The sequence below is a fragment of the Thermoactinomyces mirandus genome, assembly GCF_013868055.1.
Classification (GTDB): domain Bacteria; phylum Bacillota; class Bacilli; order Thermoactinomycetales; family Thermoactinomycetaceae; genus Thermoactinomyces; species Thermoactinomyces mirandus.
The window spans coordinates 1-21,755 of sequence record NZ_JACEOL010000037.1; the positions used below are offsets into that span (position 1 = coordinate 1).

The window sequence follows — 21,755 nt, forward strand, 5'->3', positions numbered from 1 at the left end:
CCTCTATGTTGACGGTTTCTCGTTGAAATTCTCTGGATGTGTTCGTTCTGAACATAGTAAAACCTTCCTTCGGGATGCTTTTATATTTTAATTCAACAAAAAAGGCTGTTGACCTTCTTTTGTCAACAGCCTCACAACCCTGGATTTCAGGGTTGTTTTTTTATTTACTTCCACTCTTCAACCGCTTCTTCACTTTCTTCTTCCCTTTTCAGATCAAACGCCTTCTTTACTCCATACAAGGCATAAAGAACCAAAGGAATAAACAACACTTTGGGCAGTTCCTGCGGATACTTCACAGCCGAAAAGGCGATCACAATCAAGAAGAGAGGAGCAACCCAAATTGCAGACTTCGGAATGCCAACTTTCTTGAAGGTTGGATACTTAATCTGGCTGACCATCAAAAAGGAGAGAAACAGCGTGGCAGCCATCAGGATATAGGCGCTTGGAACATGCTTGTTATACAAGGCCATCGTCGCAAGGATCCCACCTGCTGCAGTAATTGGCAATCCAATAAAATATCCCGGCACTCCAGGCTGGACATTGAACCGGGCCAGCCGCAATGCGCCGCAAATCGGGAAAATTGCCGTAGCCAGCCAGCCTTCTATTCCCATATGTTGAAATGAGGATATATACATGATCACTGCAGGGGCAACGCCAAAAGTAATTACATCGGATAATGAGTCCAACTCTTTCCCGAATTCGCTTTGCGTGTTCAGCATGCGAGCAACACGACCGTCAAGACCATCCAGCAGCATCCCAATAATCACCATGATGGCAGCATATTCCCATGAGTTTTGAAATGCCAGGATAATGGCTATAATACCGAGAAATAAATTCCCAATTGTAAAACAACTGGGCAATACTTTGGCAAACATAGGGAACCCTCCTAAATTTGATATACCTAAACGGATTCCATCTTCTCCGCCAATTCCATGTCCTTTAAAATTTTAAGACATAGTTTTGTTTTAGTCTAGGTGATTTAAATATGTCTGTCAATAAATACTTGTTCCTGAACCCGTTTCAATCCCTCTTTAATCATTCTGGCACGTACATTTCCAATCCCTTCTACCTCGTCAAGTTCATCAATGGTCGCAACCATGATCCGCGATAAATTTTCAAAGCGTTCCACCAGTTTCTGAATCACAATACTCGGGAGGCGCGGAATTTTATGAAGTATACGGTAACCACGTGGCAGCACTGCCTCTTCATGAATGTCAATTGAAGAAGGATATCCCAAAAGACGAATCAGATTTGAATGTTTCAGCAGGTCATCCGCAGACAGTTTTTGAAGCTCCTGAAAAACAACTTTCGGAGATACATCGGGATTTACACAATAATCCTCAATGAGAAGTTCAGCCTCTTCTTCCGTGTCAGAGACCAATTCATCCAGCTGCATACTGACCAGTCGACCTTCTGTACCCAACTCATGAATATATCTTTCTATTTCCCGTTTGATTCTGAGCACCATTTCTACACGCTGAAGGACCAGAGCCACTTCACTTAAAGTTACCAACTCCTCAAATTCCATGGCGGTCAGGTTGGTGGTTGTCTGATCCAAAACGGACTTGTATTTTTCCAGTGTCTGAACCGCCTGGTTTGCCTTGGTTAAAATTACGCCAATATCCTTAAGCGCATAACGAAAATTCCCTTTGTACAAAGTAATGATATTTCTCCGTTGGGAAATAGAGACGACCAGCTTTCCGGTTTGCCTTGCCGTTCGCTGTGCCGTACGATGTCGGATACCTGTTTCTGTGGAAGGGATCGAGGAATCGGGAACCAATTGTGCATTAGCAAACAAGATTCTTTTCCTATCGTTACTGAGAATAATCGCTCCGTCCATTTTGGCCAATTCATACAGATGTGCAGGAGTAAAAGGGCAATCAATGTAAAAACCGCCATCCACGATTTGACGAACACCCTCGTCATAGCCAATCACAATCAGTGCTCCTGTCTTGGCGCCTACGACATTATCCAATCCTTCCCGCAAAGGCGTACCCGGAGCGATCATTTGTATGATATTGCTGCTTCCGTAATTGTTAAGACCTTCGTCTTTCACTCACTACCCTCCCAACGCAACTTCTAAAACTTCTTCCAACGATTTGACCCCAACCAGTTCCATCTCCTTCGGGGGGAGCCAGCCTTTACAATTCTTTTCTGGAAGTATAATACGCCTGAAACCCATATTATGTGCTTCGGTTACCCGTTGTTCAATCCGGGAAACCCCACGCACTTCTCCGGTAAGTCCCACTTCTCCTATAAACAGGTCAAAAGGAGAAGTGGACACATCCTTAAAACTGGAGGCCAGGCTTACAGCCACGCTTAAATCAACTGCCGGTTCGTCAATGCGAACGCCACCGACAACATTGATATAAGCATCATAATTTTGCAAGAAAAACCCCAGTCTCTTTTCCAGAACAGCCATAATCATTGTAACCCGGTTATGGTCAATCCCCGTGGCCATCCGTTTTGGAGTCGCAAAACTGGTTGGAGCTACCAGCGCCTGCAATTCAACCAAAACAGGGCGAGTTCCTTCCATGCTTGCCGTCACCGCTGTCCCTGGCGCACCCACAGGGCGCCCTGACAAAAACAGTTCTGATGGATTGTTTACCTCGATCAACCCTCCTTCCTTCATTTCAAAGACACCAATTTCATTTGTGGATCCAAAACGGTTTTTCACCGCACGCAAAACGCGGTACGTATGGTGCCTCTCTCCCTCAAAATACAAGACACAGTCCACCATATGCTCGAGCATGCGCGGTCCGGCAAGAGCTCCTGATTTCGTTACATGGCCGACAATAATAATGGCTACATTCTGCTGTTTGGCCCAGCGCATCAACTGGCCGGTACATTCCCGAACCTGGGCAACGCTTCCCGGGGCGGAACCGACATCAGGATGAAACATGGTCTGAATTGAATCAATCACCATTACCATAGGCCTGACTTCATCCATCAGCAATTCGACCGCTGTCAAATCGGTCTCCGATACCACCAGCAGGCGATCGCTTAACGCCTCCAGCCGATCAGCCCGCAACCGAATCTGTTGGGCAGACTCTTCGCCTGACACATATAAAACAGGAAGTCCCCTTTTTGCCAGTTCGTGGGTCGCTTGCAACAACAGCGTAGACTTCCCGATCCCGGGATCCCCGCCTACTAAAATAAGAGAACCTGGTACCAATCCTCCACCCAGCACCCGGTTCAATTCCCTGATCCCGGTATCTGAACGAGGCTGTTCCAGTTTCTCCACCTGAGTAATCGGAGTCGCCTTTTCCCGTTTCAATTTTCTTGAGAATCCGGTACCGGGAATTGTTGTACTGCCAAGTTCCTCCATCATGGTATTCCAATTTTGGCATCCTGGGCATCGCCCCATCCACTTGGGAGATTCATAACCACAATCTTGACAAACAAATTTCGTTTTTTTTCTAGCCACGACTTGTCCCCTACTTAATTGGAATCAATTTTCCTTCACTCATTATAGCAAATATGCCGACAAAATATCTGTGGCGATTTTTCCGGCAACATCTCCACTCACTATCTTGGCCACTATTAAGGAATTTTTTCCCTTTTCAAGGGCGATTTTACCTGTTTCTGGAAATTCAAAAAACACCCAGCCTGGACGAACGACTGGGTGTTGGCATTATTATTGTGTCGCCGATTTGGTATCTTCTTTTTCCACAACCAATTTGCCGTCTTTTACATCAATGATTACCGAATTTCCCCGGGTAATATTTCCACGCAGCAATTCTTCCGACAACCGGTCTTCAATATTTTTCTGGATTGCCCGGCGCAACGGACGTGCTCCGTAGCTTGGATCAAATCCTTCTTTGGCAAGATGCTTTTTCGCTTCATCCGTCAATCTGAAGTCAATCCCCTGTTCACTCAGCCGTTTACGCAAATCATTGACCATCAGCGATACAATTTCTTGCAAGTGTTCCTCTTTCAGCGAGTGGAACACAATCACATCATCAATCCGGTTCAAAAACTCCGGCCGGAAAGTTTTCTTCAGTTCATCCATCACATTTTGCTTCATGTTTTCGTAATCATCTTCCGTTCGATCGCCGATCGTAAAACCAAGGCGTGATGTTTTCCTGATCGTGGAAGCACCCACGTTGGATGTCATGATAATGATTGTGTTGCGGAAATCAACAACCCGCCCTTTTCCGTCGGTCAGACGTCCGTCTTCCAAAACTTGCAACAGGATATTGAATACTTCAGGGTGTGCTTTCTCAATTTCATCAAAGAGAACAACCGAATAAGGTTTGCGACGCACTTTTTCAGTTAATTGTCCACCTTCTTCGTAACCGACATACCCTGGCGGCGAACCGACAAGACGGCTGGTTGCATGTTTTTCCATATACTCCGACATGTCAATCCGGATCATCGCATCTTCATCACCAAATATCGCTTCTGCCAATGCCCGGGCCAACTCCGTTTTCCCGACCCCGGTCGGTCCCAGGAAGATGAAAGAACCGATTGGCCTTTTTGGATCTTTCAGACCGGCACGGGCCCGGCGAATCGCCCGGGAAACAGAACGTACCGCTTCGCTTTGCCCAATTACCCGATTATGCAAGATGGACTCCATATTCAACAAACGTTCCGATTCTTCCTGGGCCAGTTTTTTGACCGGAATCCCGGTCCAGTTGGATACAACATCAGCAATGTCTTCCACAGTAACTTCGGAATCCGTCTTTCCTTGATCATGTTTCCACGAATTTCGGTTAATTTCAATTTCCTCACGCAATTTCTGCTCTGAATCCCTTAACGACGCAGCTTTTTCGAACTCCTGGCTTTGTACGGCCGCATCTTTTTCCTTTTTGATTTCTTCCAGTTTTTGCTCTAATTTTTTCAGTTCAGGCGGTACCATATATGATTTCAGGCGCACTTTTGACGCTGCTTCGTCAATCAGGTCAATGGCTTTGTCAGGCAAATACCTGTCGGTAATATACCGGTCAGACAATTTTACTGCCTGTTCAATCGCCTCATCGGTAATTTTTACCCGGTGATGTGCCTCATACCTGTCCCTTAAACCTTCAAGAATCTGAATCGCTTCTTCCTTGCTTGGTTCATCCACCAATATGGGTTGGAAACGGCGCTCCAAAGCAGCATCTTTCTCAATATATTTCCGGTACTCATCCAGGGTTGTAGCGCCAATGCACTGCAATTCTCCCCGGGCAAGTGCGGGTTTCAGAATGTTGGAAGCATCAATCGCCCCTTCGGCACCACCGGCACCGATCAATGTATGCAATTCGTCAATGAACAGAATAATATTGCCTGCCTGGCGGATTTCATCCATGATTTTTTTCAGCCGGTCTTCAAATTCACCGCGGTATTTTGTACCGGCAACCACTGTGCCCATATCAAGGGTCATCACCCGTTTACCACGCAATGTCTCAGGAATCTCTCCATCGATGATATGTTGGGCCAATCCTTCAGCCACTGCCGTTTTTCCGACACCCGGTTCACCGATCAGAACCGGATTGTTTTTTGTCCGGCGCGATAATACCTGAATTACACGTTCAATCTCTTTGCTGCGCCCGATTACCGGATCCAGTTTTCCATCATGGGCAGCTGCAGTCAGATCCCTGGCCAAACTGTCAAGAGTCGGTGTGTTTACATGATTGTGAGTTCCGGAATGAGGCGAAAGCGATTCGCTGCTTCCAAGCAGCTGCAATACTTGCTGACGTGCCTTGTTCAGGCTGATATCCAGATTGTTGAGCACTCGTGCAGCCACGCCTTCTCCTTCTCGAATCAACCCGAGCAAAATATGTTCGGTACCAACATAGGTGTGACCCAGCTTACGCGCTTCATCCATCGAAAGTTCAATCACTTTTTTGGCACGGGGAGTATAGGCGATATTAGCCGGCAAGCCTTGTCCGCGACCAATCAGGTTTTCCACTTCTTTTTGGATTTTATCCATTCCAAGCCCCAGGGCAATGAGGGCTTTGGCGGCAATTCCTTCCCCTTCGCGGACAAGTCCGAGCAGGATATGTTCAGTACCAATATTGGGATGCCCAAGCCGGACAGCTTCTTCCTGGGCAAGAACCAATACCTTCTGTGCTCTCTCGGTAAATCGGCCAAACATCATTAAGCATACACCTCGCTTTATTCATATGAGCTGATCATTGGTCAGTCTTGTTTTCCATCGCCAGGCGCTCGCGAATCAAACGAGCCCTGCGAATATCCCGCTGTTCGGCGTTCAAGCGCTGTCCAGCGTATTGTTGCAAAAAGGCTGGTTGTGTCATTACCATTAATTCATTCATTACATTTGCGGAAACTCCATGAATCAAACCCAGATCAATTCCCAGGCGAACGTCGGAAAGGCGGTTCATCGCCTCTTTGGAATCGATAATGCGCGAATGGGCCAGAATCCCGTAAGAGCGGTGAACCCTGTCCTCCAGCTGGACCATGGATACTTCCTGGAGTCGTCTTCTGGCTCTATGCTCATGTTCGATCATTTGCCGGACAACTCCTTGCAGATTTTGCAAAATCTCTATCTCCTTCAGTCCCATCGTAACCTGATTGGACACCTGGTACAACTGCCCCAGGGTCTCAGAACCTTCCCCGTAGATGCCACGGACAGCAAGACCCACCTGGGTAATGGCCGGCAACAACCGGTTCAGCTGCTGGGTCATGGAGAGCGCCGGCAAATGGACCATTGCAGACGCGCGAATCCCTGTCCCGACATTTGTTGGACAGCTGGTTAAATATCCGTATTGCTGTTCATCAAATGCAAACGTGAGATGGCTTTCCAGCCAGTCATCAATTTGGTCAGCCAGTTCCCAAGCCTTCTTTAACTGCAATCCCGGAAACAGGACCTGAATACGTATATGATCTTCTTCATTAATCATAATGCTGACTGATTCGTCATTGTTCAGAAGAACTGCTCCATATCTGGATTCTTCAGCCAGCATCGGACTAATCAAGTGTTTTTCCACCAATGCTCTTTTTCCAAGATCAGACAAATCTTTCATCCGGATCAATTCGGCGCCGTTTAAGAAAGAATATTTCCCCTGATCCTGTTTATATGCCTGTTCTACCTGTCTTACCACTTCTTCAGACTGGGATGCGGTGCTTAACATGGGAAAAGGAAATCCTGCCAGGTTGCGTGCAACCCGTATCCGGCTACTGAACACCACATCCGATTCGGGACCTTTGACCCTCATCCATTCACTTATAGCTCGTTTCATGAAATGTTCAAGCGACATGAAACTTCCTCCCTAACTATCAAGTCGATCCTGCAAATCACGGATTTGGTCACGCAGACGAGCTGCTTCTTCAAACTCTTCTGCTTCCACTTTTCGCGCGAGTTCTTCGCGCAACTGTTCAATTTTTTTCTGCAGTTTCAACTCGCCTTTGGCACGCGTCGGAATCTTGCCGTCATGCGTTGAATGGCCATGCACTCTCCGCAAGAGCGGCTCCAGACGATTGCGAAATGTATCATAACAGTCACCGCATCCAAACCGGCCTATTTTGCTGAACTGGGTATAGGTAAGCCCGCATGTTGGACAACGGAGCGTATGCATTTCATAAGATTCGGGTGCCCCCGAGGCAGAAGTGTCAAAGTTTAACAACCCCGACAGCAACTGGTGAAAGGAAAAGCCGCTTTCAAACCAGGGCAACTGCTCTCCTTTTTCCTGTGCACAAACTTCACACAAATGAAATTCAGATTTCTTTCCGTTGACAATCTTCGTATAATGAATGGTTGCCGGCCGTTTTCCACACTCAGGACAGAGCATCGGCCGTCACTCTCCTTTACATGAAAATAATGTAGTAATCAAAATTCTCATCATCCTCGCCCGCATGGGGTCGCGGAGCGGAATGGGCAACTGCAACGTTTCGCGTGAAATCAAGCGTTTCATCAGCAGCGCTTCACGCTCTGTGATCAATTCCTCCTCAAACAGCCAGGCAAGGACATGCTCAGCAGTCAATTGAGTCGTTGCATCACCGATATTGGCTAACATTTTTTCAAAGATATCATGCCGGTTCTTGTAACGTACTTTCTGAATCCGGATAAATCCGCCTCCTCCCCGCTTGCTTTCCACAATGTACCCTTTTTCAACCGTAAACCTTGTACTGATTACATAATTGATTTGGGAGGGGACACACTGAAAAATCTCAGCCAGTTCACTTCGCTTGATCTCAACAATGCCATTTTTGCTCTCATTAAGTATTTTTTTCAAATAACGTTCAATTATGTCCGAAATACTACTCATTCGGACAACCCCCTGCTGACTTTGACTAACTTTGACCTTTTCGTTTTTATTATAAGAAAAAATTCATATTTTGCCAAGTCCTCTTGTCTCCTTTTTTTAGTTTAAACCAAAATGTACCATTTCATATGTCTGGAAGCAGTTTTTCGTCTTTTATCAGTCAGAGCTGACAGAGCGGACTCCATTTAGCAGCCTCATTTCCTCTATCAGGTGCGGAATGAAAATTTGATCGGGCAATCGGACGGTAAAAGAGATTTCCAATGTTTTCTCTCCCTCCTCCTCTTCCTGTTCTTCCATGTTCACTTTTCTGATTTTCCCGCCAAACCTGGCGATCAATGAAGCCAATTCCCCCAATTTTCCGGGTTCATCAGCAACAATAATATGAAAAATATATAAATGCTTCTTTTTGATCCACACACTTTCCAGGCGATTTAACAGTTCCAGGCTGACCAGAACCAAAATGGTAGACAGTAATGCCCCAAACATGAAGCCAGCTCCTACGGCCAGTCCGATTCCCGATACCACCCATAAAGAAGCGGCCGTCGTCAAGCCGGTTACGGATGCACGGTGACGCATAATTGTCCCTGCACCCAAAAAGCCGATCCCGCTCACGACCTGCGCACTGAGGCGCGACGGGTCAAAACGCACATTAATTTCATCCATATACTCCGCAAAACCATAAATCGATATCAGCATAATTAATGCAGATCCCAGACTGACCAAAATATGCGTGCGAAAACCGGCAGGATGGTTATTCCGCTCACGCTCCCAGCCGACCAGTCCCCCCAACATTGCAGCCATAAACAGGCGAAAAGTCACTTCCAGATAAGAAGCTGTCCATACACTTTCTGCCATATTTCAACCTCCCTCTCATATCATGCTCGACAAAAAAGGTTTCCTTCCTTTTTACTTCATTTTCTCCTTACTCCAAAAGCAAAAAGTTGGAAACCTTACCACAATCTATCCTGTTAGTTTTATGCTATCTATTTTTCGATTAATTGTAGCAAATCCCCGAACGAATGAATGATCCTATCGGCTTCAGACAGTTCATCCTCTTTTCCAAAGCGCGGAAATCCGTCATACCGGCATCCGATGGTAAACATTCCGTTTTCCTTGCCGGCTTTTATATCCGAACTGCGGTCTCCTACCATATATCCGCCGGTAATGTCATGTTCCTCTTTGCATCGTTGTACGAGCTCGGTTTTATCTCTCGTGTTATAATCTCCTGAAGTATAAATTCCCTTAAATAAAAAAAATAATCCTTCAGTTTCCAAAGCAGTATTCGCATAATCACCAACCCCGTTACTGGCGATAAACAGTGGCCATCCATCATCATGCAACTTCATCAGGGTTTCCTTTACCTGGGAATACACCTGTCCCATCCCTTTATGAAACAATGCCAGTTCCTTTTCCAGCATTAATCGGTTGGCCTTATCTTTCAACCCGGCACATGCATCGGGAAGCAATTTGTCCCACAGTTGCTCATGCGTTAAGCCAAAAACAGAACGAATTTCCTCATCGTCGGGAATTTCCCCCCGAAATTCTCCTGACTTTTTCAATTCAAGAAAAGTTTCCCGATAAGCAGGAACTCCTACTTTTTCAGTTTGGAGTAACGTACCGTCCAAATCAAAAATGATTGCTTTCAAAGCTGACCCTTCTTTCTCTCAACTTTTGTTATAACTTTTTCCATTCTACTAAAAAAAGGGAAGGTACAACAGTTGTTACACCCATATTTTCTTTCTTCTCTTTTCGATGTAAAGTAATTCATAGGAGCGATGTGGAGGGATGCTTGTGACTTACAAACAGATCAAATGGTTAATTTTAACAATTCCGACTATCTCTGTTGGGCTTTGGGAATATATTCGGCACGAATATTTATTGCCGTTTATTTCGATGGAACTTGGCAATTGGCTTACTCCTGTCATCGTCCTTGCCATCACTTTGACGTTGCTCGTCCATTTATTTCTTATTTATGAAAAAATGCAGGAAGACTTGAAAAAGGAACGGGCAGAAAATGCCGTGTTGCAGGAAAGAGAACGAATTGCCCGGGAACTGCATGATGGGATGGCCCAGACATTGTTTTTGTGTTCTGTTGAACTGGACGCGCTGCAGACAAAATATGACGACCCATCACTAAACCGGATCAACCAGCATTTACGCCAGTTGCATGATGATGTCCGGCAAGCGATTACGAATCTGAAAACCTCTGATGGCAATTCCCTTTTTCTCACAAAAGACAAAATATTACATTTAATTGGAGAATTCGAAATTGACACCGGTATTGATGTTACTGCCCATCTCCAATTGGAAGAACTGAATTTAAAAGAAAAAGTGGAGTTATTTGCCTGTCTGCAGGAAGCATTCACCAATATTCGCAAACACGCAAAGGCTGGCAAAGTGTCGATCAGCCTGATCCCCACTGACACGGGATGGAAATGTACCGTCGAAGATGATGGGATTGGATTTGACGGAAATATCTTTTCACATCCAGATCGCTACGGACTTCGCATTATGCAGGAACGTGCAAAAAGTATTGGAGCCCGTCTGCAGCTCAGGCGCCAATCCGGTAAAACCATCGTATCCATCGAAAAAGGAGGAGATCATCGTGAATGATCTTTATCGGATTTTGATTGGAGATGACCATCAGCATGCCCGCCAGGCCATACGCATGATCGTTGAAAAAGATCCACGTTTTGAAATTGTCGGAGAAGCGACAAACGGAAAAGAAGTGATCCGCCTGACAGAAGAGCTGATGCCTGACATGATTTTAATGGATATCAACATGCCAGTTATCAATGGTTTTACAGCAACCCGCCTGATTAAAGAAAAGTTCCCCTATATTAAAATTGTGATCGTTACGGTTTCTGATGATGCCTCCGATTTATTTGATGCATTAAAACAGGGAGCCCAGGGTTATCTGTTAAAAAATCTGAAACCCTCCTTATGGCTGGAGTATTTGCAAGCCATTGCCGCAGATGAAACACCGATGCCCAAAGAAATCGCCCGCCGGATCCTGCATGAATTCAATACGCCACCTGCTCCGCCATGCAAAACCAACCTGACCTCACGGGAGCAGGAAATTTTGACGTGGGTTACCCAGGGATTGAGCAACAAGGAAATTGCCAAACAATGTCTGATCTCTGAATATACCGTCAAAAACCATTTGAAAAATATTATGCAAAAGCTTCATTTAAACAATCGGGTTCAATTGACCCGTTATGCATACGAAAATGGATTAATGGAGAGCGAATTGAAAGATGATTCGAAAGAGGGATAGCTTTCAGATATCGGTTTGCTACAATGAAAAATAAATCTGACCAAGAAAGTTTGCAGAAGGGAGTTGCCAAATGAAGCGCATTTACATATTTCTCTGCCTGTCCCTGATTTTAATGCCAGCTGTCGCCTGTTCTCCCACTGAACCTGCAGCAGAACAACACGATCCGGCTCCAGAAACTCATCATCATAATCATACACCTGCCTCAACCCAGCTGGACATCACTTTTCAATCTTCACCTGACCATCCCGGTAAAAATCAGCCCGTTGAACTGAAATCAGTGATTACCGCAGAGAAAGATCCGGTAGAGAATGCCCAAGTGGAATATGAGGTATGGAAACAGGGGGAACAACATGAAATGATCAAAGCCAGTCATCAGGCAAACGGAATTTATGTCGCAACAAAAAACTTTCCGCAAGATGGGCAATATCATGTGATTGTTCATGTTACAGCACCCGGCATTCACCAAATGATCAATGGTTCAGTGCTCATTGGCGAATCTCAATAATCCCTGGGCAACAAAAGCAGGCTGTTTAAAGTAATTTTCCAATCATTCAAAACAGAAAAAACTGGATGCTAAAATGGCCAATATAAAAAAGGGAGTCCGGGCCGGACTCCCTTTTTTAATATGAATTCATCATCGCCAATCCGCCAATATGAATCATCATGTAACCGATCAAAACCGCCAGTCCCACATAAGCTATGCCAAATGCCCATCTCAATTTCGGGGAGACACTGTAATATTTTTCATCACTTTGCATGCCGCCTATGCGAATCGGAGAATAGGCTCCTTTCAATACCATGCGAACATCCGGTTCTTCCCATGACGGTGGAATGGTCCGTACCAGATAGATCTCGTGAATCTGGCCAGGCATCTCAAACTGCAAAATCGTACCAATCCCGGGATATGCCACTTCGGCCATTTCCTTCTGAGTGTCTAAAAAACAGTACTGGCGAAACGGAAGAGACCGCTGATGGTTTTCTCCCGGAATCCACAAACCTGCTTCTTCAAAACGCTCTTTCTTTACTTTGGTTTCAATAACAAACTCTTTCTTTTTGGATTTCTTTTTTCCATAAGTAGCCCATAAATCAAAGACAAATAAAATGTAAATCAATATCAGCAGAATGCTCCGCAAATAAATGATCAGAACGAATCCTGCAATAAGTCCCACTACCCATAGCCAGCGGGTGATCGCCACTACAATCCGCCCTCCGTCCAATGGGTGAATGGGGATTAGATTAAACAAATTGATAAACAGTCCGAGATAGGCAATCATCACCAAAAGTTCCTGATCCAGCCAGACTCCGAGGCCATATGATGCGATTGCCCCAGCCGTCCCCAATAACGGGCCGCCAAGAGCGACAAACGCTTCTGTCGCAGCATCACTGGGCTGCTTTTTCATGGTTATCAAGGCGCCCACAAAAGGGATAAACGCCGGCGCGGAGACGGGCAGTCCCTTCATCCTTGCAGCCAGCACATGCCCCATTTCATGAATAAAAATCATCACTACCAGTCCGACAGCGAAGTGAAAGGGGAAAAGCAGAGCATATCCCCAAATCGAAATGGCCATGGTGAGCAAGGTCCCGCCGAATTTGCCAAATTTCAACAAGGGCAACAGCGCTTTTAACTTGCTGCCTATTCCAATTAAGAGTACACCAAGCCAGCCCAGCCTGGAAGTGATTCGATGTTTCGGTTTTTTGGAATGTTCCTGCTCCACTCACAGAGCCTCCTTAACAATTTCCTTCTTTTATCTGTTACCGTTTGGCAATTTGTATATGCTTGAATGATGAATATTTTCTTCTTTAATGTCTCCCGCAATCCATAGTTGACTAAATTTATTTAAAACCTAATGAAATGTTGGCATCTCTCCCTATTATATCAAAGCTTTTAAAAAAATAGTGGATTTCCCGGCAGCAAGCCAACCGGTCCATCCACATGACAGGTCCTGATTATCTTCTTTCTACCTGTATATTAAGTGGTAAAGGGTCTTTATCTATTTTTTCCAACTCCATTTGCAATTTGGGAGTTCGAACAATGATTGGGTCACCGGTAGCCTGGGCTGAACCGAATATCCAAACAGATCCGCTCAATATGCCTGATAAAAGGGCGATCGCCACCCAGCGTTTTTTATTTGGCGTTCTCATCTTCCGGCTTTACCTCCTTCTTCTTCGGCGTTGTTTTCATTTGCTGTGCCTTTTTGATCGCATCCTGGTACAGCGTTTGATTGGGATTCAATTGATAAGCCCGTTCAAAAGCCTGCAAGGCTCTTTCCTTATCTTCAAGTCCCATATAGGTAAGCCCTAACTGATAATGATAAACCGGATTGGCAGGATCATATTTGGCTGCTTTCTCCGCTGTTTGATTGGCAGAGATAAAATAACCGTACAGATAGTAAGCCATTGACCGATAATACTGGGCCCTCGGATATTTATATTCTTCATCTACCGCATCATTAAATGCCCGGTAGGCATATTTGGCATAACGGGCCAATTCTTCTTTTTTCTCTTTTTGATTCAGGTTTTGGTCGTTGTACAACTGTTCCCATTTCTTCAGGTAAAGAACACCCAATGTGACATAATATTCTTCCTCTGAGCTTTCAGCATATTTGGCAGCACTTTTTGCATAGTCAATCGCTTCGTCAATTTTCCCCTGTTTAAACAGATAAATAGCCAGATCATGATGATACCTGGCATTCCTTTTGCTCAGGTAAGTGGCAAACTGCAACGACCTCACTGCCTGATCGTAATTTTTTAACGCCCCATAGATTTTTCCATTATGATAATAATAACCGGCTTCATCTTTCCGCAATGAAACTGCTTGATCAGAAGCTTCTTTTGCCAGGTCATAATCTTTCAGGTAGTAGGCAAAAACCGATAACGAATCGTACAGATCCCCTTCTTCAGGAAACTTATCCACGGCAGCGGTCAGAACCTGCAGACCGGTCTTGTAATCCTGCTTTAAGCCGTACAGATTGGCCAAATGCTGAAAATACTCCTTTTTCTCCAGATCAGCGCTTAAAGCTTTCCGCCCAAAGAGTATGGCCTGATCCAATTGTTTCTGTTCATAGGCGACCGAGGATTGGCGGAAATAGTTAAAAGCTTGTTGCGGATCTTCTTCAATCGTCGGATCAATAACACCAGCCAACGTATCTTTGGTGGAGTCCCCGAAAAACTGGAATACCAACATGACCAGGAGAACGGCAGCCACAGCTCCCCCGATTCTGATCCATGTCTTTCGGTTCATGGATGGAAGTGAGATATTGATCTTTTTCCCCTTGCCAGGCGGATTTATCACTTTGTGAGTGGCCGTTGTTTTTTTCGTCATGGTCACCGGTGCCTTAAACTCACCTTCTGAAGTAACGGCGGTTGGCTTGGCGACAATCTTTCCGTCCGTTTTCCCACCCAGGAGCTTTGGTTTTTTGACATGATAATTGTGAGCCCATTTCCAGAAATCCTGAATCCGCGGACGCTTGATCGCATCATTGGATAAAGCTCGCTTCAAAAGACTTTCCAGTTCCAAAGACATGTCCGGCCGGGTCGAACGGACAGGTTCAAATTGCGAGGTTTTCTCATCAATCTGTTTTTTCGTCAACATAAAATACAAAAGCTGGGCCAATTTCTTTACATCTTCTGTTTCTCTGCGATAAAATCCGAATAGCCGGTCGGGACCTCCATACAGAAAGCGGATATTTCCTTCGGAATGAATGACCATGTTTTGGGGATCGACCAGGGCAAACTGTTCATCGTCATAACATTGCAGGAGATGGCTCGTAATATTCTTGAGGAATCTGGCGACTTCATCCATGGGAAGCGGGGCAGACCGTATCAAATAAACGCCCAGCAAATCTCCTTCCATCCGTTCAAACACCTGGTACAAAATATTTCCTTCCATAAATACGTCCGAAATCGGAAAAAATACTTCACTATTCCGCTTTTTCAATTCATTTAATTCACTTTCCCGGGGCTTGTTTTCCAGCGTTACAGCGTGAATAAACCGAGTAGACACTTCCTCGCCCTCTTTTTTTAACGCTGTATAATATAAAACCCCTTCAACAAAAGGAAAAACACTTAAAACCTCATATTTCCCCTGGATCGATTCACCTTTCTTTTTAAACTCACTCATTTTTCTCTCCCAACCTTCTTTCTAGACGTTCCGTCATCCAGTCGAAAAAGTCGGCCATTTCTTCAACCCCGGGCCGTTTGTTTATATCTAAAGAGAGCAATCTGAGCACAAACTGATCCAATTCGAAAGGACAATCATTACGGTAGCAGGAAACTGAAGGAATGGTAAGTCCCTGTGCCATGGGATTTTTCCCGGTTAACATCTGATACAGGAAAACGCCCACAGTATAGGAATCGTACATCTGGTTAACGCGGGTGTTTTCTCCACCTGATCCGGCCAGGCCTTTTGGCAACGCCCCTCTCTCCCCTCCATATAAAAACCGCAAGGACCGGGCTGATGTAAGCACCATGTTTTGGGGATGAACCAGGGTGAACTGGCCGACATCATAAAGCCGCAGCAAGTGCCGGACTGTCTTGCGCCCGAACTCGATCGCCTCCTTTAAAGAGAGAGGCGCATGCTTTCCCAGATAATGAGCCAAAAGCGTTCCTTCCAGATGGCGAAATACCTGAAATAACAATTCTCTGTCCTCATCGACAAGAACCTCGCTGATTGGAAAGAACACCTGGTCATCCCGCTCCAGTAAAGAACGGAAATTTAAATTTTTGCCTGAAAGATGAAGATCAAGTGCATGAACAAATCTGGTATGTACCTCTTGACCGAGATGATATTCGGTATAATACAATGTCCCGATTACAAAAGGAAATCTTTTTATTACCCGATATTTTGCTTTAATCCACTCGCCTTCCCGGACTTCCTTCAACCGCCAGTCGCCCCCCTTTCACATTCACATATTGATGATCATGCACCCGATTTTAATTTTCTACGCTTCATTCTATCACGATTGCGAAAAAGAGAGTAGAACTTGTACATGCAGTACAGCCAGTGCCACTTATCGTTCATAATTCTTTCACTTACCATTTTTCCCTGTGATAAAATAAAAGAGACTGTCCTTGGAAAGGGGATTCTCATGAACAAGAAAGCGATTCACAGCTGGGTCATGTATGACTGGGCAAACTCTGCTTACGCAACAATTATCATGGCTGCCGTCATGCCCATTTTTTATTCTGAAGTAGCCGGAAAACACCTGGACTCCACCACTTCAACAGCTTATTGGGGCTACACGCAATCCCTTTCACTGATGCTGGTCGTCCTCTTTTCTCCTGTTCTCGGAGCGATTGCCGATTCCATTAACGGCAAAAAAAGGTTTCTCCGCTTCTTTACAATCCTTGGGGTCATGGCTACAACGTGCATGTTTACAATTGATGAAGGAGAATGGTTGTGGGCTTCTCTGCTGGTTATTCTGGGAACGCTCGCTTTTTCAGGAGCCAACACGTTTTATGATGCTTTCCTGAGCGATATCGTTCCCGAACATGAACGGGACCGCATTTCCTCGCGAGGGTTTGCCTTTGGATATATTGGCGGAGGTATATTACTGGCACTGGATTTGTGTCTGATCCAGTTTCACAATTTTTTTTCATTTACCAAAGTCCAGGCAACCCAAATCGCCTTTTTGACAGTAGCAATCTGGTGGTGGGTTTTTTCCATGCCGCTTTTCCGCCATGTTCAGGAAAAGAAACGCCAACCCCGTCATGCCTCCCCCAAGCAGTTGACACAAAGGGGAATTCACAGCGTCATTCATACTTTGAAAAGCATCGGGAAATATCCCGAACTCCTGAAGTTCCTGATTGCTTTCTGGTTTTTCAGTGACGGCATCAACACGATTATTAAGATGGCAACCATTTATGGGGTTGAAATCGGTATTGGCCAGACAGACCTTATCGCCGCCTTGCTGATTACCCAGTTTGTAGGAATCCCCTGTACATTGTTATTCGGAAAAATTGCATCCAAATGGGAAGCAAAACCAACTCTAATATTCACTTTAATCATTTACCTGATTATTGTCATTCTCGGTTATTTTATGACAACATCGATTCATTTTTATCTGCTCGCAATCATGGTCGGGTTTGTCCAGGGGGGAAGCCAGGCCCTTAGCCGCTCGATTTACAGCCGCCTGATCCCGCTAAAACGAAATGCCGAGTTCTTCAGTTTTTACAGTTTATCCGGCAAGTTTGCCGCCATTCTGGGGCCAGCCGTATTCGGCCTTGTCGGACAATGGATGGGATCAAGCAGAGCCGGGATTGCCTCTTTGGCCCTGTTTTTCGTCATAGGAATTATCATGCTTGCCAAAGTAGATGTGACTAAAGGAAAGGCTGAATCTGCTGCCGCTGACACCTCTCATTTAGTAATGTGAAATTATTATGAATCTTTATGACGGGGAAATACGGAACTATTCAATCCGGAAACATAATTCATTATCAGTTGGACAATTCCGACACAGCCAGCAATAATATATCCCATTATGAATTGACCGATGGCCAATAAAATCCATTCCATGGATCCGAAAAATAACCATGGAATGGATTTTTAAATTAACCGGCAGGGACCTCCCTAACCGCAAGGTGTCACTTTTTGCGGATCAACCACTGTTCCGTTATACCATGTTTCAAAATGAAGGTGAGGTCCTGTGGAATAACCGTCACTGCCAACGGCGCCAATTGGATCCCCCTGCTTTACCTTCTGTCCGTTTCGAACAAATATTCCGTTTCTGTACATATGGCCATATTTGGTTGTAAAGCCATTATCGTGCTTGATCACGATCAAATGACCATATCCCCCTGCCGGTCCAGCATAAGTAACGGTTCCATCCGCCGGGGCATAAATCGGTGTACCGGCAGGACCTCCCAAATCGATTCCTTTATGGGGACGAATGCGCCCCAAAACAGGGTGCAGACGCCCCCAATTAAAGGGAGAAGTCAACCTTAATCCAGACACCGGACACCCGATTTTCTTATCCGGAACCAAAACGGGGCCATTCCCGGGAAGAAGCATACTCATGGCGTTCGCAGCAGCAAATTGCTTTAATACAGGTGCTTTGGAATCTGTTTCATAAGTAATAGGAGACATCCCGTCGGTGAAGATGATCGGAATCTCGATTTCCGCTTTTCCAATCACCTCGTCCCCTTCAATATCAATATCGTATTGCTTCAAGGAGTATCGCGAGTTTTGTCCAAAAGACGTTTTCAGCTGATCCTCCGCTTTTTCTTCGTCCCCTTTCAGTGCGGCAAACTTGACGGCATCCCGTAAGGCTGCCTGTACATCCATCACCGCCATTCCTGCAACAACCAGCTGCCAGACAAGCAAACTTAACAGAAAAAATAAGGGCAAAATAACGATAAATTCCGTTGTAGAAGCTCCCTTGCGACTCTTCAGGCACGGACATCTAACCATAAGCTTTATTCAACATCCTCTCTTTGGACCATCCTATCTCAGTAAAGGGGCTTTGGCCGAATACTCATAAGTAAAGGGAGGAAGCGGCAAAAAGACATACTCCACTTCCGTTTTCGCCGTTGCCTGCACTTGTCCGTCCTTCTCCAGGATCTTTACCTCAAAATCGGAAAGATGGTAGCTGCCGGTATTGGGGAAGGCCTTTTTGCTTTGTTTTTCAGTCTCTTCTACATTATTTGTTGCCGCCGCCAACCGAACTCCATCCCTTACAAGGGTACGCGTCTCCATTACCGCCATTCCCGCCACAAAAAACTGCCAGACAAACAAGCACATAAAAAAGACGAGTGGCAATATTGTAATAAATTCAATCGTTACAGATCCTTTTCGCTTCGCTCTTATTCTCCCGGTCATATCCTTACTCAAAGGATTCCCCCCAAATCCCCTCAATCAGAACTCAATAATATACGGATTTTTTTCCTGCTGCCACCACTTGCCGTAATCCCGGACCGGTCCAAAACCTTCTCCCTTGACATAAACCTCTTTGAATTGATCCTGAAAAATCATTGGCTGGTATTTGATCTTGGCCTCTACCACAACTCGTCCATCTTCAAAAAAAATAATTTTACTCGGTTTTGCCCCGTTTTTTTCAACATATTTCCGGACTTCTTTTTTGATGGCCTCTTCGTTGGAACGAATCACCCCTTTAATAAACAGATGCTTCAATTCCGGTGTTCCAATAATGGCTTCAACCGGATTAAAGGTGTTTCCCGCAAGCTGGCTTATTTGTGCTTGCAACTGTTGTCCCGTAACTTCATCCAGTTTCTTGGTAGCCGCCAATCCCCCGGCATCTGCTGCTTTCTGCGCAACCCCATGTTGCATCCAGGCAATCACCATCGATCCCAGAAACATAAAAAAAATCATGAAAACCGGCAGGGACGCCACCCACATGGTTGTTACACTTCCACGCCTTCGTAACCTTCTTGCGTGATGCATAACTTTCCTCCCACCATCTTTCATATAAACATATTTTAGCATAAACGGAATTTTCTCAATACAACTTAAGTTTACTAAAATATTAAGTTTATTCTTCAATCCATTCCGTCCAAAAATTGTTTCCCATCAAAAACCCCGGATTTCTTCATAATCAGTTTCCGAGCTTTCCCGACCGGATCGAATTAATAGATCCTGCTTTTTCATATTTCCTGCCGCCTTTACGCTTTCCGTATTGCCAGCACAATTGGGGTTATAACCAACGGGCTTCAACCTGTGCGGCGATTGTTCAAACTGGTTGAGATTATATTTCTATAAGGGTCATAAACCGTAGAAGTCTCATATTCCCTCCATGCATACGCCTATTAATAAACCGACCGCAGCATATCAACCAAATATCAGACAAAGATAAAACAGGATGACAACAATCCATAAAACAAATGCATTCAGTTTTTTTCCCAAATAATAAAAGTTCTTTTCTCCTGTTTTGGGATTATACCAGATCTTCACCTTTTTATATGGTCTCATCGGTGGATCAACAAAATAATTTTTTTTATACAGGAAATCCTCGTTATGTTGTTCCTCGGAACAATCCCAACAATGTTTATGCCCTTCAGGGGTTTCAAATGTTAAAACCGGACAAAAGACATGCGTGTAATCAGGCCTGACAGAAAAACCTAATAACTTATATCCATCAGATGTTTTATATTTAACCTCCTTGAGTTCAGAAATTGTTGCTTTGATCAAAACTGCATCCTTTAAAAACTCCTTAAATCTCTTTATCTTTTTCAAATTGTCTTTCACAGCAAAATACATAAGAAACCCACAAAATAGCAGAAACAGGATAACCAAAGCAATCAAAAAAACTGCGAAAACAGTCATCATCAATATCATTCCTTACCTTTGTTATCAAAGGAATCATAGCATTTAATTTACAAAATATTTTTTACAATATTTTAACATGAAATCTTTTTATCTTTCATTAAAAAAGCCGCCTGTTTTAATGAGCGGCTTGGCTTCACTTAGCTAAGGCAAAAATAATAATGTTCTATTCAACTTCTTCAACTTGTTTACCAAGGTTTTGATAAAATTCTCTTGCTAACATTTGAGAATTATCTTCAGTTGATGAACCTGGATTTCTGATTACTGATATACCTTCAGCAAAATTATTTACTTCCAGATTAGGTACTTTATGATCTAAACATATTGTTTTTGCAAACTGAAAATCTTTTTGATTTCGGGGTTTTATATAAGGAGCATTCCTGTATTTGAAAAACAAAGGGGTTTGAAAAAGAAAAGTACCTCCTGCTAACATACGAGGTGTCCCACTGGGGCCAGTGAACCCTTAAATAGCGAAGGAGGTATCCATCTTGCTTAAATGGAGTCAACGGATAAACCTGTTCCGTACTTTTACAGGAAACCTCTTTATCTTTCTTTTGGTTGCTGCCTTCATGCCCATACACTCTCAAACTGACATGGGCCTGTTCCGGAAGTGATCCGGCAAAACGCAAGATAGCATTTTTGGCCAAGGTCATTTTTGTATAACCATCCACTCTTCCGACCATGCTTCCGCTCGCATCCAGTAAAACAACCACATTGGTCTTTTTCTGTTGCGCTTCAGGCGGCTGGTTTACTGTTCCTTCCGGTCCTGCACCCGCCTCGTATGTGGTATCAAACTGATCGAGTTTTTTTACATACGGTTCATAATCCTCTGCCAGATAATGCACCAGGTACTGATACGCTTTTTCCCCGGTCAAGTTGGAGGGCAGTTTCATTAACTCTGCTTCCAATTTTTCCTGGTCATAGTTCCCCCCCGCAAACACACCAGGCCCTTCTGTTAACATCTCTTCCACTTTGGTTGCATAGGGCTTTATTT

At 44.6% G+C, this 21,755-nt stretch carries 21 protein-coding genes; 4 read left to right on the forward strand and 17 right to left on the reverse strand.

All coding sequences use genetic code 11. The features are described from left to right. Positions 1 to 164: 164 nt before the first annotated feature. The 9 genes from pssA to H2C83_RS12145 all read right to left on the reverse strand — a co-directional run bounded on the left by pssA (position 165) and on the right by H2C83_RS12145 (position 9,853). Positions 165 to 875 carry a CDP-diacylglycerol--serine O-phosphatidyltransferase gene (gene pssA / locus H2C83_RS12105; protein ID WP_181741101.1) on the reverse strand — a complete coding sequence of 237 codons (711 nt, stop codon included), beginning with the start codon at positions 873 to 875 and terminating at the stop codon, positions 165 to 167. A gap of 104 nt (positions 876 to 979) precedes the next feature. Continuing rightward, the gene (gene disA / locus H2C83_RS12110; RefSeq protein ID WP_181741137.1) at positions 980 to 2,008 is read right to left on the reverse strand and encodes a DNA integrity scanning diadenylate cyclase DisA; all 1,029 of its coding nucleotides are present in this window, start codon (positions 2,006 to 2,008) and stop codon (positions 980 to 982) included. A 51-nt stretch (positions 2,009 to 2,059) separates the two neighbouring features. Next, complete coding sequence (radA, locus tag H2C83_RS12115) at positions 2,060 to 3,427, reverse strand: DNA repair protein RadA (RefSeq protein WP_181741103.1); 1,368 nt, start codon at positions 3,425 to 3,427, stop codon at positions 2,060 to 2,062. Positions 3,428 to 3,637: 210 nt separating this feature from the next. Beyond that, on the reverse strand, positions 3,638 to 6,082 hold the full coding sequence (locus tag H2C83_RS12120; protein WP_220184144.1) for an ATP-dependent Clp protease ATP-binding subunit: 2,445 nt from the start codon (positions 6,080 to 6,082) through the stop codon (positions 3,638 to 3,640). A 34-nt stretch (positions 6,083 to 6,116) separates the two neighbouring features. Then, complete coding sequence (gene mcsB, locus H2C83_RS12125; RefSeq protein ID WP_181741105.1) at positions 6,117 to 7,202, reverse strand: protein-arginine kinase McsB; 1,086 nt, start codon at positions 7,200 to 7,202, stop codon at positions 6,117 to 6,119. A gap of 12 nt (positions 7,203 to 7,214) precedes the next feature. Continuing rightward, positions 7,215 to 7,733, reverse strand: a complete 519-nt coding sequence (gene mcsA / locus H2C83_RS12130; protein WP_181741107.1) for a protein-arginine kinase activator protein McsA — start codon at positions 7,731 to 7,733, stop codon at positions 7,215 to 7,217. Positions 7,734 to 7,739: 6 nt separating this feature from the next. Beyond that, positions 7,740 to 8,210, reverse strand: coding sequence for a CtsR family transcriptional regulator (locus H2C83_RS12135; protein WP_181741109.1), 471 nt, complete (start codon positions 8,208 to 8,210; stop codon positions 7,740 to 7,742). Positions 8,211 to 8,363: 153 nt separating this feature from the next. After that, positions 8,364 to 9,062, reverse strand: coding sequence for an MgtC/SapB family protein (locus H2C83_RS12140; RefSeq protein WP_181741111.1), 699 nt, complete (start codon positions 9,060 to 9,062; stop codon positions 8,364 to 8,366). 128 nt (positions 9,063 to 9,190) lie between these two features. Beyond that, on the reverse strand, positions 9,191 to 9,853 hold the full coding sequence (locus tag H2C83_RS12145) for an HAD family hydrolase (protein WP_181741113.1): 663 nt from the start codon (positions 9,851 to 9,853) through the stop codon (positions 9,191 to 9,193). Between the two features lie 145 nt (positions 9,854 to 9,998). On the opposite strand from H2C83_RS12145, the gene H2C83_RS12150 reads away from it, so the two are divergent. The 3 genes from H2C83_RS12150 to H2C83_RS12160 all read left to right on the forward strand — a co-directional run bounded on the left by H2C83_RS12150 (position 9,999) and on the right by H2C83_RS12160 (position 11,989). Beyond that, entirely contained in the window at positions 9,999 to 10,820 is an 822-nt protein-coding gene (locus H2C83_RS12150) for a sensor histidine kinase (protein WP_181741115.1), read from the forward strand. Further along, positions 10,813 to 11,484, forward strand: a complete 672-nt coding sequence (locus H2C83_RS12155) for a response regulator (protein WP_181741117.1) — start codon at positions 10,813 to 10,815, stop codon at positions 11,482 to 11,484. The genes H2C83_RS12150 and H2C83_RS12155 overlap by 8 nt, the downstream gene beginning before the upstream one ends. A 70-nt stretch (positions 11,485 to 11,554) precedes the next feature. Continuing rightward, complete coding sequence (locus tag H2C83_RS12160; RefSeq protein WP_181741119.1) at positions 11,555 to 11,989, forward strand: FixH family protein; 435 nt, start codon at positions 11,555 to 11,557, stop codon at positions 11,987 to 11,989. A gap of 115 nt (positions 11,990 to 12,104) precedes the next feature. On the opposite strand, the gene H2C83_RS12165 is transcribed toward H2C83_RS12160, so the two are convergent. From H2C83_RS12165 to H2C83_RS12180, 4 genes are all read right to left on the reverse strand, one after another. Beyond that, positions 12,105 to 13,199: a site-2 protease family protein gene (locus tag H2C83_RS12165; RefSeq protein WP_181741121.1), complete on the reverse strand. Its 1,095-nt coding sequence runs from the start codon at positions 13,197 to 13,199 to the stop codon at positions 12,105 to 12,107. A 232-nt stretch (positions 13,200 to 13,431) separates the two neighbouring features. Then, positions 13,432 to 13,626 carry a hypothetical protein gene (locus tag H2C83_RS12170; protein WP_181741123.1) on the reverse strand — a complete coding sequence of 65 codons (195 nt, stop codon included), beginning with the start codon at positions 13,624 to 13,626 and terminating at the stop codon, positions 13,432 to 13,434. Further along, positions 13,610 to 15,604 carry a tetratricopeptide repeat protein gene (locus tag H2C83_RS12175; RefSeq protein ID WP_181741125.1) on the reverse strand — a complete coding sequence of 665 codons (1,995 nt, stop codon included), beginning with the start codon at positions 15,602 to 15,604 and terminating at the stop codon, positions 13,610 to 13,612. Before H2C83_RS12175 ends, H2C83_RS12170 begins: the two co-directional genes overlap by 17 nt. Next, complete coding sequence (locus H2C83_RS12180) at positions 15,597 to 16,364, reverse strand: protein kinase family protein (protein ID WP_181741127.1); 768 nt, start codon at positions 16,362 to 16,364, stop codon at positions 15,597 to 15,599. Before H2C83_RS12180 ends, H2C83_RS12175 begins: the two co-directional genes overlap by 8 nt. Before the next feature lie 207 nt (positions 16,365 to 16,571). Between H2C83_RS12180 and H2C83_RS12185 the strand changes: the two genes are divergently transcribed. After that, positions 16,572 to 17,855, forward strand: a complete 1,284-nt coding sequence (locus tag H2C83_RS12185; protein ID WP_181741129.1) for an MFS transporter — start codon at positions 16,572 to 16,574, stop codon at positions 17,853 to 17,855. 197 nt (positions 17,856 to 18,052) lie between these two features. Here H2C83_RS12185 and H2C83_RS12190 read toward each other — a convergent pair whose 3' ends face one another. The 4 genes from H2C83_RS12190 to H2C83_RS12205 form a co-directional block, all read right to left on the reverse strand. Continuing rightward, positions 18,053 to 18,892 carry a M23 family metallopeptidase gene (locus H2C83_RS12190; protein WP_181741131.1) on the reverse strand — a complete coding sequence of 280 codons (840 nt, stop codon included), beginning with the start codon at positions 18,890 to 18,892 and terminating at the stop codon, positions 18,053 to 18,055. A gap of 33 nt (positions 18,893 to 18,925) precedes the next feature. Next, positions 18,926 to 19,312 carry a TadE/TadG family type IV pilus assembly protein gene (locus H2C83_RS12195; protein ID WP_181741133.1) on the reverse strand — a complete coding sequence of 129 codons (387 nt, stop codon included), beginning with the start codon at positions 19,310 to 19,312 and terminating at the stop codon, positions 18,926 to 18,928. A 24-nt stretch (positions 19,313 to 19,336) separates the two neighbouring features. Continuing rightward, a complete protein-coding gene (locus tag H2C83_RS12200; RefSeq protein WP_181741135.1) occupies positions 19,337 to 19,882 on the reverse strand; it encodes a TadE/TadG family type IV pilus assembly protein in 546 nt (181 codons plus the stop codon). 1,187 nt (positions 19,883 to 21,069) lie between these two features. Further along, positions 21,070 to 21,755: vWA domain-containing protein (locus H2C83_RS12205; protein ID WP_512700741.1), on the reverse strand; the 686-nt coding region annotated here is incomplete at its 5' end.

What these genes read in the sequence shown, in the direction of transcription:
- H2C83_RS12175 (WP_181741125.1), bottom strand. Translation starts at nt 15,604, where the DNA reads ATGAGTGAGTTTAAAAAGAAAGGTGAATCGATCCAGGGGAAATATGAG.
- disA (WP_181741137.1), bottom strand. Translation starts at nt 2,008, where the DNA reads ATGATCGCTCCGGGTACGCCTTTGCGGGAAGGATTGGATAATGTCGTA.
- H2C83_RS12135 (WP_181741109.1), bottom strand. Translation starts at nt 8,210, where the DNA reads ATGAGTAGTATTTCGGACATAATTGAACGTTATTTGAAAAAAATACTT.
- H2C83_RS12200 (WP_181741135.1), bottom strand. Translation starts at nt 19,882, where the DNA reads ATGCATCACGCAAGAAGGTTACGAAGGCGTGGAAGTGTAACAACCATG.
- H2C83_RS12140 (WP_181741111.1), bottom strand. Translation starts at nt 9,062, where the DNA reads ATGGCAGAAAGTGTATGGACAGCTTCTTATCTGGAAGTGACTTTTCGC.
- mcsB (WP_181741105.1), bottom strand. Translation starts at nt 7,202, where the DNA reads ATGTCGCTTGAACATTTCATGAAACGAGCTATAAGTGAATGGATGAGG.
- H2C83_RS12190 (WP_181741131.1), bottom strand. Translation starts at nt 18,892, where the DNA reads ATGGTTAGATGTCCGTGCCTGAAGAGTCGCAAGGGAGCTTCTACAACG.
- mcsA (WP_181741107.1), bottom strand. Translation starts at nt 7,733, where the DNA reads ATGCTCTGTCCTGAGTGTGGAAAACGGCCGGCAACCATTCATTATACG.
- H2C83_RS12160 (WP_181741119.1), top strand. Translation starts at nt 11,555, where the DNA reads ATGAAGCGCATTTACATATTTCTCTGCCTGTCCCTGATTTTAATGCCA.
- H2C83_RS12170 (WP_181741123.1), bottom strand. Translation starts at nt 13,626, where the DNA reads ATGAGAACGCCAAATAAAAAACGCTGGGTGGCGATCGCCCTTTTATCA.
- H2C83_RS12120 (WP_220184144.1), bottom strand. Translation starts at nt 6,082, where the DNA reads ATGATGTTTGGCCGATTTACCGAGAGAGCACAGAAGGTATTGGTTCTT.
- H2C83_RS12185 (WP_181741129.1), top strand. Translation starts at nt 16,572, where the DNA reads ATGAACAAGAAAGCGATTCACAGCTGGGTCATGTATGACTGGGCAAAC.
- pssA (WP_181741101.1), bottom strand. Translation starts at nt 875, where the DNA reads ATGTTTGCCAAAGTATTGCCCAGTTGTTTTACAATTGGGAATTTATTT.